General features: G+C 51.7%; 14 protein-coding genes and 1 riboswitch. Of the genes, 6 read left to right on the top strand and 8 right to left on the bottom strand.

Translation table 11 applies throughout. The features are described from left to right. Window positions 1-82 precede the first annotated feature (82 nt). The gene (gene rpoE / locus ACAN54_RS29550) at window positions 83-646 is read right to left on the bottom strand and encodes a DNA-directed RNA polymerase subunit delta (protein ID WP_379164292.1); all 564 of its coding nucleotides are present in this window, start codon (window positions 644-646) and stop codon (window positions 83-85) included. A gap of 82 nt (window positions 647-728) precedes the next feature. Continuing rightward, window positions 729-857, bottom strand: coding sequence for a hypothetical protein (locus tag ACAN54_RS29545; RefSeq protein WP_379164290.1), 129 nt, complete (start codon window positions 855-857; stop codon window positions 729-731). A gap of 190 nt (window positions 858-1,047) precedes the next feature. On the opposite strand from ACAN54_RS29545, the gene ACAN54_RS29540 reads away from it, so the two are divergent. Next, window positions 1,048-2,217, top strand: a complete 1,170-nt coding sequence (locus ACAN54_RS29540) for a S8 family peptidase (protein ID WP_379164287.1) — start codon at window positions 1,048-1,050, stop codon at window positions 2,215-2,217. A gap of 238 nt (window positions 2,218-2,455) precedes the next feature. Here ACAN54_RS29540 and argS read toward each other — a convergent pair whose 3' ends face one another. The 5 genes from argS to ACAN54_RS29515 all read right to left on the bottom strand — a co-directional run bounded on the left by argS (window position 2,456) and on the right by ACAN54_RS29515 (window position 6,961). Beyond that, window positions 2,456-4,141, bottom strand: coding sequence for an arginine--tRNA ligase (gene argS / locus ACAN54_RS29535; protein ID WP_379164284.1), 1,686 nt, complete (start codon window positions 4,139-4,141; stop codon window positions 2,456-2,458). After that, window positions 4,138-4,581, bottom strand: a complete 444-nt coding sequence (locus tag ACAN54_RS29530) for a YwiB family protein (protein ID WP_379164281.1) — start codon at window positions 4,579-4,581, stop codon at window positions 4,138-4,140. The genes argS and ACAN54_RS29530 overlap by 4 nt, the downstream gene beginning before the upstream one ends. A 111-nt stretch (window positions 4,582-4,692) precedes the next feature. Further along, complete coding sequence (locus ACAN54_RS29525; protein WP_379164278.1) at window positions 4,693-5,361, bottom strand: GNAT family N-acetyltransferase; 669 nt, start codon at window positions 5,359-5,361, stop codon at window positions 4,693-4,695. 58 nt (window positions 5,362-5,419) lie between these two features. Further along, window positions 5,420-6,088: a GNAT family N-acetyltransferase gene (locus ACAN54_RS29520; RefSeq protein WP_379164275.1), complete on the bottom strand. Its 669-nt coding sequence runs from the start codon at window positions 6,086-6,088 to the stop codon at window positions 5,420-5,422. Between the two features lie 15 nt (window positions 6,089-6,103). Beyond that, window positions 6,104-6,961: a carbon-nitrogen hydrolase family protein gene (locus ACAN54_RS29515; protein ID WP_379164272.1), complete on the bottom strand. Its 858-nt coding sequence runs from the start codon at window positions 6,959-6,961 to the stop codon at window positions 6,104-6,106. Window positions 6,962-7,184: 223 nt separating this feature from the next. On the opposite strand from ACAN54_RS29515, the gene ACAN54_RS29510 reads away from it, so the two are divergent. The 3 genes from ACAN54_RS29510 to ACAN54_RS29500 all read left to right on the top strand — a co-directional run bounded on the left by ACAN54_RS29510 (window position 7,185) and on the right by ACAN54_RS29500 (window position 10,746). Next, a complete protein-coding gene (locus ACAN54_RS29510; protein ID WP_379164269.1) occupies window positions 7,185-9,257 on the top strand; it encodes a transglycosylase domain-containing protein in 2,073 nt (690 codons plus the stop codon). Between the two features lie 98 nt (window positions 9,258-9,355). Then, the gene (locus ACAN54_RS29505) at window positions 9,356-10,045 is read left to right on the top strand and encodes a DNA-3-methyladenine glycosylase (RefSeq protein WP_379164266.1); all 690 of its coding nucleotides are present in this window, start codon (window positions 9,356-9,358) and stop codon (window positions 10,043-10,045) included. 227 nt (window positions 10,046-10,272) lie between these two features. Further along, complete coding sequence (locus ACAN54_RS29500; RefSeq protein WP_379164263.1) at window positions 10,273-10,746, top strand: regulator; 474 nt, start codon at window positions 10,273-10,275, stop codon at window positions 10,744-10,746. 121 nt (window positions 10,747-10,867) lie between these two features. On the opposite strand, the gene ACAN54_RS29495 is transcribed toward ACAN54_RS29500, so the two are convergent. Beyond that, window positions 10,868-11,374: a YwhD family protein gene (locus ACAN54_RS29495; RefSeq protein WP_379164260.1), complete on the bottom strand. Its 507-nt coding sequence runs from the start codon at window positions 11,372-11,374 to the stop codon at window positions 10,868-10,870. A 170-nt stretch (window positions 11,375-11,544) separates the two neighbouring features. On the opposite strand from ACAN54_RS29495, the gene ACAN54_RS29490 reads away from it, so the two are divergent. Both ACAN54_RS29490 and ACAN54_RS29485 read left to right on the top strand, forming a co-directional pair. Next, window positions 11,545-13,491 (top strand): M1 family metallopeptidase, encoded by a 1,947-nt coding sequence (locus ACAN54_RS29490; protein ID WP_379164336.1) that lies wholly within the window; start codon window positions 11,545-11,547, stop codon window positions 13,489-13,491. A 44-nt stretch (window positions 13,492-13,535) separates the two neighbouring features. Next, the gene (locus tag ACAN54_RS29485) at window positions 13,536-14,333 is read left to right on the top strand and encodes a hypothetical protein (protein WP_379164257.1); all 798 of its coding nucleotides are present in this window, start codon (window positions 13,536-13,538) and stop codon (window positions 14,331-14,333) included. 221 nt (window positions 14,334-14,554) lie between these two features. Then, window positions 14,555-14,693, top strand: a riboswitch (cyclic di-AMP (ydaO/yuaA leader). Window positions 14,694-14,699: the final 6 nt, after the last annotated feature.

Below are 14,699 nucleotides of genomic sequence, written 5' to 3'. Positions count from 1 at the left end.
TTCCATTATAAGCCCATGCAATAGTTTACTCTGACGATCCCACCCATGTCAAGGGAGGAATTACGCACAAACGCATACTACTTTAATATTTGTCGTCCTCTTCCTCATCATCGGCATCTTCTGCTTCGCCGTCTTCGGAATCCTCATCGTCAACCTCATCTTCGTCAATGTCATCTTCATCGATAACAACATCTTCGTCGACTTCTTCTTCACTGTCGTCGTCAGAATAGAGGTCGTCGCGATCTTCATCGATAGCATCGAAGTCCTCATCTTCAGCGGCGTAGTTTTCTTCCTCTTCGGCGAAGTCATCATCTTCCAGATCGTCATCCTCATCGTTGATGATACGCACACGTTTGGTGTTGCCGACAGGATCGTCGGAGCGTTCCAGAGGGTACCAGCGTTTAAGCCCCCACAGGTTGGTCCCGACACAGGCAAAACGCCCGTCAATATTAATCTCGGTATATAACTGTGCAATAGTATCTTGGCTTTCTTGTTCGGTCATACCGCGCAAATTGGCTACCTCAACCATCAGATCACGGTAGTAGTAAGGCGTATTGGCTGCTTTGAGCACCAGGAAAGCCAGGTCCACCATCGGCATTTCTTTTATTTTCTCAGGGTCCAGCTTTAAATTGAGTGGCGTACTCACTAAAGGACACTTCCTCTCACGCATTGTTCACATTACCGTTAATTTCTATCTCATAATATCCATTAACAAAACTAAGTAAAACCTATTTGGCAGCAAATTGCAAGTCAAACTGTCCGGCTGAATATATGTATTCCAGGACCTGCTCTGAAACCTGTTCATTCACTAACGCAAAAAAGGCGGAGGAGGTTCCTCCGCGCATGACTGTATCCACGCCAAGGATCGGCTCCTTACGGGATGTTGCAAAGAGAACTCACGCTCTCTTCTGTATATTTTATGTAAAGCTCCGCTTTTTGACACGATGGGCAGCCCATTTCGCTAAAAAAGGGCAAGTTCCCATTCGGACGTCCGCCTCCTTTCATACAATATGGCAGCACGGCACCGAGGAGGGGACGGCGTAACTTATGGATTACTACGGATTTTGGCAGATGCTGCTTGGAGAGATATCGGCGGCCCCCAAAAATGCCGAACGGCGTATCGTCACCTTCAATGACGCCCGCCAGTATGCCGGAGCGCTGTCAGAGTGGAAAATACTGAAAGCGAAAAAACCGGAATTGCGGCAAGTCCAAATATCCCCGCTGATCCGGGCATTTTTCGTGCCTGCTTCAGGAGCGGGAAAACTGCTCTATAAATATGAAGATTCCTTAAGCATCGAGGAGGACTCCCGGATACAGGTCCACGCGGTGGCCCCTGAAAAATCAGACACCTCTATGATGCCTTGGGGTGTTAGAGCAATCCACGCTCCGCAGGCATGGTCCCGGTCGACCGGAGTGCATGTGAAGATTGGAGTCATCGATACAGGTGCTGACTACCGGCACCCGGATCTCAGACATTCGTTAGCCACTGGCGTAAACCTGCTGCACCGGGGCATGCTGCCGCTCGATGATAACGGACATGGGACCCATATCGCCGGAACACTGGCAGCGGCGGGCGGCACCCGCGGCATGATGGGTGTAGCACCAAGGGCGCAGCTATATCCGGTCAAGGCTTTTGATCACAGCGGCTCGGCTTATGTGTCCGACATTGTTCTGGGCATCGATTGGTGCGTACAGAACAAGATCGATATCATTAATATGAGCTTCGGTATGAAAACGCGAAGCAAAGCCCTTCACGATGTGGTGATCAAGGCCTACCGGGCCGGGATCGCCATCATCGCCTCCTCCGGCAACGACGGCAAACGCGGCGGGGACTATCCCGCCCGCTACCCTGAGACAATCGCCGTCGGCGCCCTTGACCGAAGGCACCGCGTCGCGGCCTTCAGCAACCGGGGTCCGTATATCGATGTATACGGACCCGGCGAAGCTGTACCCTCCTGCTGGCTGAGGGAGGGCTACAAAGAAATGAGCGGCACCTCCATGGCGACCTCCCATGTCACGGGAGCCGCCGCCTTGCTGCTCGCGCTGCGCCCGGGCCTCTCGCCTCGGGAGCTGAAGCTGCTCCTGCGCCGCACAGCCTCGCCAGTGCGGCTGCGCAAAGGCCAGCGCCGCGCGGCTCTAGGCGGCGGCTCGGCCGATGCCCTGCGCCTGCTGCGGGCTGGCGCACGGGCGAAGCGGGCCGCTGCCGCAAAGGCATAGGCGCGCGGATGGGCGGCAGCCTCGAACGGGTTCGGCCGCCGGATGGGCGGCATGCTTGGCGGCAGCTGTAAGCTACCGCATAAGCCCGCCTTCAGCCGGAATCACTCCCCTGCAGCTCCCAGCTTGAGCTGCTCCTTATAGGCAGCGGGTAATCAGCCCGCCCACAGAGGCATTATGGAAAGTAAGAAGCTCCGCCTCCAATTATACGGAGGCGGAGCTTCTTGCTGATGCCGGATCATTACATCCGATCCGGTGCGGTAACACCAACGAGGCGAAGCACGTTGGCGATTGTGGTCCGTGCCGCGCCCAGCAAAGCAAGGCGGGCTACGGTCTGGGCGGCATCCTCAGTGATGACGCGCTCCGCTTTGTAGTAGCTGTGGAACAGCGAAGCCAGATCGTATACATAGCGGATCAGGCGATGCGGGGCATAGCTGCTGGCAGCGATCTCAATCTCCGCAGGCAATTCGCCGATTTTGCGCAGAAGATCATATTCATGTTCAGCCGTCAGCTTGGCATAATCGATAGTGTCATAATCCGGCAGCACGATACCCTGCTCCTCTGCCTGGCGGAAAATACTGCAGATCCGTGCATGCGCATACTGCACATAGAAAACAGGATTCTCATTGGAGGTGGAAATCGCCAGGTCCATATCGAAATCCAGATGCGAATCCATGCTTCTCATGGTGAAGAAATAACGGATCGCATCGATACCGACCTCTTCCATCAGATCTTCCATCGTTACCGCTTTACCGGTACGTTTGGACATTTTGACCTTTTCGCCGTTCTGGAAGAGGCTGACCATTTGGGCGATCAGAACGACCAGCTTCTCCGGATCGTTGCCAAGCGCCGACATGGCTGCTTTCATCCGCGGAATATAGCCGTGGTGATCGGCACCCCAAATATTGATCATTTTCTCATAGCCCCGGCCATATTTGTCGCTGTGATACGCAATGTCCGGGGTCAGGTAAGTATAGGTTCCGTCATTCTTGATCAGTACACGGTCTTTGTCGTCCCCGTATTTAGTCGTCTGCAGCCAAGTGGCCCCGTCCTGCTCGTAGACTTCGCCGCGGTCGCGCAGCTCGTCCAGCGAGCGCAGAACCTCTCCATTCTCGTACAGCGAGGTTTCGCTGAACCAGATGTCGAAGTTGACGCGGAACCGGCTGAGGTCGCGTTTGATTTTGTCCAGCTCCTTGGTGAGGCCATAGGTGCGGAAGAAAGCAGCACGGTCGCCCGGTGTCATGGACAGCAGCTCATCGCCCTTTTCAGCCACCAGCTCTTTGGCAAAACCCTTGATGTCTTCGCCATGATAGCCGTCTTCCGGCATTTCTGCCGGTTGGCCTAACTCCTGCAGGTAGCGGGTTTCAATGGATTTGCACAGGTTCGCAACCTGATTCCCGGCATCATTGATGTAATACTCGCGGGTCACCTGATACCCGGCAAAATCCAGAACATTGCACAGTGCATCGCCGACAGCAGCGCCGCGGGCATGTCCCAGATGCAAGCTGCCGGTAGGATTCGCACTGACAAATTCCATCTCAATCTTCTGCCCCTGGCCTGCATTAATACGGCCGTAATCCTCAGCCTGTTCGGCCACGAGGGCGATTACAGGGTAGAGGTAGCTTTTGGACAGCGTAAAGTTGATGAATCCCGGTCCGGCGATTTCCGCTTTTTCAATAGAAGCATTACCTTTATCCAGGTGCTCAATGATCGCTTCAGCAATCTGCCGCGGATTGCGCTTGGCAATCTTGGTCAGCTGCATCGCAGCATTGGTAGCCAGGTCCCCGTGAGCTTTGTCCTTGGGTACCTCCAGCACGATGGCTGGAAGCTCTTCTCTGGTGACCAGACCTGCGGATATAATGGCGCCAGCGATCGCTTCCTTCACCCGTTCATTGGCTAACTGAAGCGGATTTTGACTATGTGTCATGATTGTGGTTCCTCCTGTATATGCAAACTTATAGCGAACTGTCCCGATAATTCTTCATAAACGTATAGATCGTATTCCCATGAAACCGCAAGTGATCTCCCGTCACGCTTCATATCCAGTCTCCGGGTGTCTGTGGAGAGGTTAAACTGTGTATATGGCGAGCGGTAAAATCCCGGCAGACGTTGTCCCTGTACAAAAGACTGCTCCGACTGGACATCGCCGTGACGAATCAGCTTCAGCTCACGGTCTGAAATCTTTAAAGTGGTTCGGACAGAAGCTTGCTCGCCCTTGGGGCCAGCCTGTGTTTCTTCATAACGGATATACAACTGATTTCCTCTGGCGATGACCTCACCTGAGGCGTGCACCACATTCCGTTCCCCGCCCTGTATGCTCTCCAGCGTTACAGAAACGCCGTATTTGTCCTGCTGCACTTCAGTCATCACACGTTCCTCGCTTATTCATACTTATATAATCTAAGGCACATTCGCTTTCCCATTGTACACTATATCCAGATCGGGAGGGCAATACAATGGCTATACTCTCAAAAATAATTACAACGGCAGCAGTGCTACCATATCCCTGCTCTTCAGTCCCTCTACCATGGATGTCCAGGCTTCAGGCTTATCGGCGAGGACTGCATAATAACGAGTCAGAAAGTCTGCAACCAGAGAAGCCTTTATCTGCTCCAAATCCTCATTCCCGGGCATAAAGCACAGGTCAAGGCCCGATACTGCCTCCCCGTCACCCTGCCATGAGGGATGAACATAGGGGAAGTCGAGTCGCTTATAACCCAGATGTGACAGCACTTCGCGGCGGACAAACGGATCCATGGGCTTAATGCCCCCAAATTCATGCTCTACCCGGTAAGGATCATAGATCTCGGCGAACATACCGAATAGCTCTTTACCGTTGCCTTCTGCCAGATTCTGCAAATCTTTCAGGCGGCTTTGCGCCAGAAAGCGTCCTACTCCAAGGCCTTCCCGGCCTATGATAGTGAAATCGGTCATCGCTACATTCCAATCGGTGTAATAGCGGTATTCCGTAGTGCCAACAACAGCACCATCATGTACTGCGGCAAATACTCGAATTCCAGAATCCTCGAGAGGCTCCTTCCACAAGCTGAATTCAAGCACTTCCTCGGGGGGAAACACTTCTGAGAGCAGATTATGTACTTGTCTGAACAAGGGATCAGCAATATCCGTAATTCTTGTATATTCCATATGAAAAGATCTCCTCCGATTCTGATATAGAGAATTTGATATAGATATTCTTCACTTATTATAGAAAAGGATTCCGCCACTCCATGAGCGCTGCATAGTTGTCTGACTCTTCATCTTCCAGATAATCAGCTACTACCCCAACCGGAGACCGCCCGCAGCGAAGCAGAAAGGTGAGTACCGGATCAGACCATTTGCCGGTTGTCACTCCATCCAAATACTCCTCAGCTGACATTCTAGAGGCTTGAAGATGATAGCCTGGCATACGGCCCGCTCCCAGCAGCCTCTCCAGCTTCTGCTCCACCACAACATGATACAGCGACTGTACCAGCTCTTTGCCAAGCCCCAGCTTGCGATGTTTGGGACGGACGCACAGATCGGCAATATAGAGCGTGTTCCCGTCTGGCTGGTGCGTTGTAATATATCCATCTGCCGTAACTTCTGACCAGGTATGATGGAGCGCAGGGGCCTCAGAGTCAAAGTGTATTTTCAATCCGGTTACTGACCCCGCCAGCTCACCGTTCACCTCCACACATAAAGCCCCTTCCGGAAAAAGCGTCACATGATTCAGCAGTTGCTCCCGGTTCCACCACATCTCTGCAGGATAGGGAGCCGGAAAAGCCTCGGACTGAATGGTTATCAGTTCCGCAAAATCAGCTTCTGTGTAGCTGCGGAGCACCGCAGGCACCGGGATTGTCCCGTCAAAAGCGTAAAAACTCTTGAAATACATGGTTCTTCATCCTCCCTACGCCCAGTCCGTATACAGATCCGTCCGGCGGTCCCGCCAAGTGGTCACCGACCCGTGTTCACGAACCTTATAGAGCAGGTCCAGATCGAGATCGGCGGTTATGACCATGTCATCGTTAATTTCACCCTCGGCCAACAGTCCCTGCGGAGGAAACGGAATATCATTGGGTGTGATCACTGCCGCCTGTCCAAAGTTCGCCCGCATCAGATCGACAGTGGGCAGGGAGCCTACGGTACCTGTCAGCACAACATAGATTTGATTCTCAATGGCGCGGGCGTGACTGGTGTATCTGACCCGGTGAAAACCGTGGCGGTCATCCGTGCAGGAAGGGCAAAAAATGATATCCGCACCCTTGGCCCGGGCCATGCGCACAATCTCCGGAAATTCGATATCGTAGCAGGTCAGCATGGCGATGATCCCCTTTTCCGTCTGGAATACCTCGAGCCCTTCTCCAGCACCCATATTCCATCCCTCGACTTCAGCCGGTGTAATGTGCAGCTTCGCCTGTTCGGCAACTCTTCCATCCGGATAAAAAAGATGGGCCACGTTATAAAGCTTACCGTTTCGGCGCAGCACATGGGTCCCCCCAATGATATGCACAGCATATTTCCGGGCATATCCGGAGAACATCTCCCGGTAACGGTCTGTAAACTGCGGCAGATCTTCTATGCCGAGGGCATTCCCCCGTTCATCGCCAATGGACATCAGCTGTGTCGTCAAAAATTCGGGAAACAGGATGAACTCAGCGCCGAACTCCCCTGCCGTTTTTATATAATGCTCGCACTGGGCGGCAAATTCCTCAAAGGAGGAAATAGTATGCAAATGATATTGTATGGCAGATACGCGAATGGCCATAGCGGCAGGCCTCCTAAGCATGAAATGAGAAGCGTTCGTAAAGTACATAAAATTTTACCATATTGGTTCATAAAACACACCTGGAGAGCCTGGTGCGCGCCCCGCAGTGCAGAAAACGCTGTTCTTTTCGGGAAAGGTCTGGACCCTTATGAATATCCAAGCTCTTCCTTCCCCATAATGAGAATTGACAAGTTGTACGCAAAAAGAGAAGGAGCCCGATGCCATGCCGCGCGAACCTGCAATACCTCCCAAACCTAAACACCGACTCCGCCGGCTCTTCCAGCTGTTAACTGTGATAAGTGTGCTATTGGTGCTGGCGGCCTGCGCGCTGCTGGGTTACCTCTATCAAAAGGATCTTCCGCCGATTGCTGACGATATCCGCTCCAAGCTGCTCGACTCCCGCGGGAATGTGCTAACGACCTTTACCACCGATGGCCGCAGCCGGGAGCCTGTAACGCTTAAACAGATTTCACCGCTGCTTATTCAAGCTACTCTTGCTGTGGAGGACCGTAAATTCTACAATCACTTAGGCTTTGATGCCAGAGGCATGGGCCGTGCGGTTCTTGCGAATCTGGAGTCCGGGGACCGCACGCAGGGAGCGAGTACCTTAACCCAGCAGCTTGCGCGCAATCTTTACCTGACCCATGAGAAGACTTGGACCCGCAAAGCCAAGGAAGCCCTCTATACGATGCAGCTTGAGATGAAATACAGCAAAGACGAGATTCTCAATATGTATCTGAATCAGATTTATTATGGACATGGCGCCTATGGGATCGAAGCAGCCTCAAGAATGTATTTCGGCAAAGCTGCCGCAGACCTCGATCTGGCGGAAAGTGCCTTGCTTGCCGGTATTCCCAAAGGCCCGACCTACTATTCTCCCTACACCCATATGGAAAATGCCAAAAAACGCCAGAGGATTATATTGGCTGCGATGATTGAAACGGGTGATATTACGGAGGCGCAAGCCACTTCCGCCTCGCTGGAACCCTTAAACTTCAAGCCGCAGGGGGAAAAAAACACCACCGTCATTGCCCCTTACTTCCGTGACTATGTCCGCAGTCTGGTCATAGATTCTCTTCACATCAGCAGCGAAGAACTGGATCAGGGCGGATTAAACGTATATACGACGCTCGATCCTGATATGCAGCAGGCGGCCGAGGAGGCTGTGGACAAAGGGATGGATTCCGCCAGTGATCTGGAGACAGCACTTGTGTCTATAGATCCCCGGACAGGATATATCAAGGCCATGGTCGGGGGCAAAAATTACCGCACCAATCAGTTTAATCATGCTTTGGCCACTACCCGGCAGCCCGGGTCTTCCTTCAAGCCTATTATGTATTTAACCGCCCTATCCTCCAAAACAATGACAGGACTGTCCGTATTCAACAGCCAGCCCACGCTGTTCCATTATGACAATGACCGCAAGACCTATCAGCCCAAAAACTTCGGCGACAGATATCTGGGGGAAATCAACATGCGCCAGGCCATTGCTGCCTCCGATAATATTTATGCAGTGAACACCATTATGAAAATAGGCGCGGATAAAGTGGCTGAAATGGCGGCTAAAATGGGCGTTGACAGTCCGCTCCAGCCAGTACCTTCTCTGGCCCTGGGCACTTCGCCAGTGAGCCCGCTGGAGATGGCGTCCGCCTTTGCAGTGATCGGCGGAGGAGGCGTGAAGCTTCCGGCTACGGCGATTCTAAAGATTACTGATGCCAATGGGCGGCTACTCTATGAGGCTCCCCAAAAGCAGGGAGAGCAGGTTGTGGAACCGGCAGCGGCGTATGTACTGACCCGGCTGATGGAAGGCGTATTTGAGAGCGGAGGAACAGGCAACCGTGTGGCGTCCATTATTAAACGCCCTGTTGCCGGAAAGACCGGAACGACTGATACCGATGGCTGGATGGTCGGCTTCACGCCCGAGCTCGCAACAGCTGTCTGGGTCGGTTATGACAAAGGCCGAAATATTGCTACAACGGACGGACGGCGTGCCGCCCCCATTTTTGCCCAATATACGGAAAAAGCACTGGCTAACGTACCGCCCAAAATCTTCCCGATACCCGATGGGGTTGTCAGTGTCTATATCGATCCGGATTCCGGTAAGCTCGCTACGGCAGCTTGTCCTCAGAAGGTATTGGAAACGTTCATCAGCGGTACGGAGCCAAAAGAGTATTGTGATCAACACGGCACAGACGGTTCTAATAACCCTGCGGGCGCAAAGGATGTTCCCCCGGCTGCAGGTAACAAAGAAGATCATTCCCTGTGGAATGACATCAAACGCTGGTGGATGAACTGATCCCGGTTGCCCTGCTGCAGTTCCTGCGGTACGATGGGACCAATCAACGAGGAGGGTGCTGATGATTACCCGATTCGGCCAGAGAGGTGTCATTGATCATGGAACTGAAGGGTAACGCAGATGGCAGAGAAGAGCTATCTTCCAGAAAACTCTTGTCGCCGCATATATATACACTGCCGGCGCTCCAGGCTGCACCGCTACTTCTGGGACAGCATCTGGTCCGGCGGACCGAAGACGGGGAGATCCGTTGCCGGATCGTCGAGACTGAAAGCTATGGCGGCTCAGAAGATAAGGGCAGCCACGCTTACGACGGACGCCGCACGGCACGTACCGAAGTCATGTTCAGAACTGGTGGAGTTGCCTACGTATATCTCATTTACGGTATGTACCACTGCGTCAATGTAGTGACAGCTGCCGCAGATCATCCGCATGCTGTGCTGATCCGTGCGGTAGAACCGCTGACCGGAACCGATGCGGAGCAGATGGGCGCTTATCGGGGCATAACGGTCAAGAAGCCGTCCGACCTTTCCGGCGGTCCGGGAAAACTATGCCGGGCACTTCGCATAGACAAAAGCCTAAACGGATGCCAGCTGAATGATCCTGCGGGCCCCCTGTGGCTGGAGCAGGGCGACCCGCAGAATACTCTGGATATTGTACAAGCACCGCGAATCAATATTTCTTATGCCGAAGAATATGCCCAGCTTCCCTGGCGGTTCTACCTCAGAAGCAACCCTTACGTCTCTATACTGGATAGACAAGCGCAGTCTTTTTATCAACCTAAAGATTAGTGAGACTGTTTAGGCAAACCAAAATTGGGTAAAAAACAAAAGAACCCTAATTAATCTCTCCTTTCGGACTTCCCGGATGGAGAGATTTTTAAATACAAGGAAATATTTCCCTGTTTTTTACAAAATATCTATAAATGAATGCGCTTTCCCCGTTCTCACAACTTACAATTACTGCTATAATCATAGATATCCACAAAAAAATTAAAGATGTAAATGAGGGACATGGGATGAAGGATACAGGCATGATCCGGAGTTTAGACAGTCTTGGCAGAATTGTGTTTCCCGTAGAAATCCGCATGACTCGAAATATCGACATTGGGGATTCTATCGAATTTTTCATTTTGGATGATGAAATTGTCGTACTCAGAAAGTACACCTCAACGGAATGCACGTTCTGCAGAAGTCTTGATCATGTGACCTATTACAAAGATCAATTCATTTGCAACAGCTGTCTGAAAGAGCTCAGCAATCCGGATCGGACAGCGGATGACAACGTTCAGCCGCAAAGCCTTGCAGACAGGAATCCGGAACCTGCCCGCGGGGGGCGGCGGACAAAGACCGAGGAAATGAGCCAGCGCCTAGAGAAGGCTATAGAGGATCACCCCTATGCCAATCAGAAAGAGCTTGCGGAGGTGCTTGGCATCAGCCAAGCCCGGGTTAGCCAGCTTAAGCGCAAGCTCAACCTGCTCAGCGGAACATAGGATAAAGCTCTACCCGACATCCTGAACTTCATACACAATACAAACAGCCAGGTCTCCTGAATTAGGAGGCCTGGCTGTTTAGTGTGCGAATGATCTGTCCTCGCTAGATACATATGGAACATTACTCTGACAATGCAGCTTTGAGCTCTTCAGCCGATGCATTCCACCACTCTGAGTTGTGGGTAATCAGGAGTGATTTCAAGGCTGCTTTGTCCGCTGCTCCAAGCCCCTCAAGAATTACTCTGCGCTTCAAGGCGGAATCCAGCTTGTTCACATGATCGGCAAGAATCTTCCAGCCCCTGCGTGCTTCGGTGTCAATCCACATCTCGCAGGCGGTAATCCCGCCATAAGACTGGCCTTCCGTGGTGCGGTCCACAGCCACCCATACCACCCATACCTGTCTTCCGTCCGGTACATCCTCACGGTTCGGACTGAATTTGATTCCCTTCTCCACTTTGCTCTTGGCATGCATGGCACCGATATCGATAACGGCCTCACCGCCGTCAATAATTACCGGCGATACATTGTTCAAATCGATGGAGCCTGCTCCAAAGCCTTTATGCTTGCTCTTGGCGTTCACGATATTCAGAGCCATCGGTTTTTTACCCTCTGGTTGGTTGTTATCCACAAGTGCACATCCTTCCCTTTCACTAATAATTTAATTTTAGCTAATAATGCGCCGAATGCAAACATATACATCCCGTAGATGCTTGTCACGGGAGGAATCACAGTATGAAGCCACTGTCATTTAGGTACACCCTCATCATTGCAGCTCTGGCCGCCTTCACTCTTACAGGAATGGGAATCCGAGCTTTTTCAGGGCATAACTCTGCTGTCCTGACAGCTGCCGCACCAAAAGAGGCCAAGTCCCCTATAGCTGCACAGATCAAAGCTCCGCAGCCCGTTCTCCCGGAGAGTAAGCCGCTCCCCGTCTCGGAAGCTCTTAGCAAACGGGTAACCGAATATCATATTGACGCGCAGCTAATCCCCTCTGCAGGGGCATTAAGGGCTTCCGAGACAGTTACCTGGACACATCCCGGTCAAAAACCGGTACAAGACCTCTACTTTCACCTTTATCCAAACGCCTTTGCCTCTAAAGATACTACCTTTATGAAAGAATCCGGAGGTACACTGCGCGGGGATACAATGCCAGCGAACGGATACGGCAGTATGACCCTGACCGATCTGCGGACTTCTAACGGTGTCTCGCTCATGCAGCGTCTGCAGTATGTCCAGCCTGACGACGGCAACATGAATGACAGGACACTGGTCAAGGTGCATCTTCCTGTACCCGTGAACGGGGGAGAAAGCGTTACGCTCAGGCTGAAGTATGAAGTCAAACTGCCAAAAATCTTCGCCCGAATGGGAATATCAGGTAATTTTGTAATGGCCGGACAATGGTTTCCCAAACTTAGCGTGTATGAGCCAGCCGGCACCCGCGGGGCGAAGCAGGAAGGATGGAATCTGCACCAGTATCACGGCACCTCCGAGTTCTACAGCGACTTCGGGATATACAGTATCACTCTTTCCGTACCCGCCAATTACACTGTCGCAGCAACCGGATTTCCGGTGAAGACCGCCAAGCTGAAACAGGATCAGAAGATTTATCAGTTCTACGCTGATGATGTCCATGATTTTGCCTGGGCTGCCTCTCCCGACTTTGTGGTTGCAGAGGAAGCCTTCTCGGCACCCGGAGTGCCCGGGGTAAGGATTAAGCTCTATCTGGACCCGGTGCACAAAGATTTGAAGGAGCGGTACTTCCAGGCAGCCAAAGCTGCTCTAAGTGCCTTCAGCAAATGGTACGGTTCTTATCCTTACTCGACACTATCCATCGTTGTTCCGCCAAAGGCTGGGAATGGCGCAGGCGGGATGGAATATCCCACACTCATCACCGCCTTCGGCGCAGCCGAGGATGCCCCGGGCACCCAGCTTGAGCGTACTGTTATCCATGAAATCGGGCATCAGTTTTTTTATGGCATGATCGCCAGCAATGAATTTGAGGAGGCCTGGCTGGATGAGAGCTTCACCTCATATGCAGAAGACCGGCTGATGGAACAGGAATATGGCGTAGCACCCAACTTAGCGCTTCAGTCTAGTCTGGTTACCTCATCACAGCCGCTCAATCTGGAGACCTGGAAATATACCGGTGATGATGCTTATACACGCAACGTATACATCCGGGGCAAACTGGTGCTCAAAGACATTGAACAGCAAGTGGGCACCAAAACCATGGATGCCATCATGGCTGCCTATGCCCGCAAATACCGATTCCAGCACCCTTCCACTGCCGATTTTCAAAAGACCGTAGAAAAAGTGACCAAAAAATCATGGCAAGCCTACTTTGATCAATATGTATACAGTGGCGGCGCTCCTGACTTTGCTGTAGATGACATTATCAATACCCTTCACAAAAAAGGGACCGGCACAGAAAATCCCCGTTATGATTCATCGGTCACCGTGAGCAACAAGAGCAGCCAGTACGGAGAGGTGCCTGTGAAGTTCACCTTTTCGGATGGATATACCGTTCAAAGATATTGGAATGCAAAAGACAGGGAAACTACGTTTCAACTCTCCTACAAAGCGCCGCTGGTATCGGCAGAGATTGATCCCGGGCACTCCATCCTGCTGGAGAGCAGGCATCTGAATAATTTCAGACTCGCGGAACTGGAACCCGACACGCTCTCACGCTGGACGCTTAGCATAACCAACCTAATTGAAAATCTGCTCGGAACTCTTGTCTGGTGAGGTGAAGGATTGTGAAAAGATCGATATCCCGCGGCTGGCACAGCATGAAAGAACAATTTTATATACTGATTCTGTTGTTTATCTACAGGCTGTTCTGGAGTTATTTCATGTACAAGTTTGTTAAAAGCGCAGTAGTTCCGATACTGCTGCGTTACCCTGATCAGGATGCAGGTGGCAGTGCAATGGGCAGACTTTTGTATTATGTGGAGGGGCAGATCGCACTAAGTACCCATTCCGGTGTTCAACAATGGCTCTGGATGCTGCTGGGTTTAAGTGCAATAAGGCTCCTGCTATCCCCATTCATCCGGGCAGGATTGCTCCATGAGCTTCATCAGGAACGTAAAGGCGAGCGTGGAATGTTCTTTTTTCCGGGTATGCGGCTATATGGGCTTCCGGTGTTGCTGTTCAGTCTTGCAGAATGGGTGCTTACAGCGCTGCCGCTCTACTGGCTTCTTCCCAAAATGTACGATCTGCTGCTTACCGGAATTGTGGATTATAAGCTGCTGCTGAAATTGGTACCCTACATTCTGGTTTGGCTATTATATCTATTCTTCATCCGAAAAATGCTGCTGTACATGCAGTTCGGTTATACAGGTGGTACAGGAACTCTGTCTTCTCTGCTGGTCTGTCTGAAAGTAATCATTCCTTCAGTGGGAGTATCGGCGGTGATGGGAGCAGGGGGATTGGTAATGATGCTTGCTTGTGGCGGGATGTCGATCTTTTGTCCCGGGATGCCGGCACTTCTGCTGAGGCAGTTCTCTCCCCTCCCCACTACACTGTTCAAAATGTGGGGAATCGCCGCACAATACCATCTCTGGTCCAGTAAATCATTTCCACAATAAATACTGCAATTTGCCGGCATAATAAAAGAGTCACTGCTCCTTGAGGGAGCGGGACTCTTTTTTTGGATTACAAAGTAAATAAGTGTATTTGCAAAACTGTAAATCCTCTGGTACAATGATGCCTGTACTACTAGTAACAAATTTGTAATCTTTAAGACGCAGCACATTCAAACACAATAAACTTACAAGCATTTGCAAATTGTCGACACGTCGCTCTTCTGGTGCATAAAACGCCAAATTCCCTGCACCGGGAAGTGGGGGAACCATATTTTGGGTGAATTGATCTCGCTTTAGAGGGGTCATAGGGGAACCTTCTACCGAATCCTTAAGCTAACCTCGCAGGCCTTGGAAGGAGTACATCTTTTG

The organism is Paenibacillus diazotrophicus, assembly GCF_042610465.1.
This window is presented reverse-complemented; position numbering and strand designations above follow the sequence as displayed.

Coding starts and splice junctions, on each gene's coding strand:
- ACAN54_RS29540 (WP_379164287.1), top strand. CDS start 1,048: ATGGATTACTACGGATTTTGGCAGATGCTGCTTGGAGAGATATCGGCG.
- ACAN54_RS29525 (WP_379164278.1), bottom strand. CDS start 5,361: ATGGAATATACAAGAATTACGGATATTGCTGATCCCTTGTTCAGACAA.
- ACAN54_RS29510 (WP_379164269.1), top strand. CDS start 7,185: ATGCCGCGCGAACCTGCAATACCTCCCAAACCTAAACACCGACTCCGC.
- argS (WP_379164284.1), bottom strand. CDS start 4,141: ATGACACATAGTCAAAATCCGCTTCAGTTAGCCAATGAACGGGTGAAG.
- ACAN54_RS29485 (WP_379164257.1), top strand. CDS start 13,536: ATGAAAGAACAATTTTATATACTGATTCTGTTGTTTATCTACAGGCTG.
- ACAN54_RS29515 (WP_379164272.1), bottom strand. CDS start 6,961: ATGGCCATTCGCGTATCTGCCATACAATATCATTTGCATACTATTTCC.
- ACAN54_RS29505 (WP_379164266.1), top strand. CDS start 9,356: ATGGAACTGAAGGGTAACGCAGATGGCAGAGAAGAGCTATCTTCCAGA.
- ACAN54_RS29520 (WP_379164275.1), bottom strand. CDS start 6,088: ATGTATTTCAAGAGTTTTTACGCTTTTGACGGGACAATCCCGGTGCCT.
- ACAN54_RS29500 (WP_379164263.1), top strand. CDS start 10,273: ATGAAGGATACAGGCATGATCCGGAGTTTAGACAGTCTTGGCAGAATT.
- ACAN54_RS29530 (WP_379164281.1), bottom strand. CDS start 4,581: ATGACTGAAGTGCAGCAGGACAAATACGGCGTTTCTGTAACGCTGGAG.
- ACAN54_RS29490 (WP_379164336.1), top strand. CDS start 11,545: ATGGGAATCCGAGCTTTTTCAGGGCATAACTCTGCTGTCCTGACAGCT.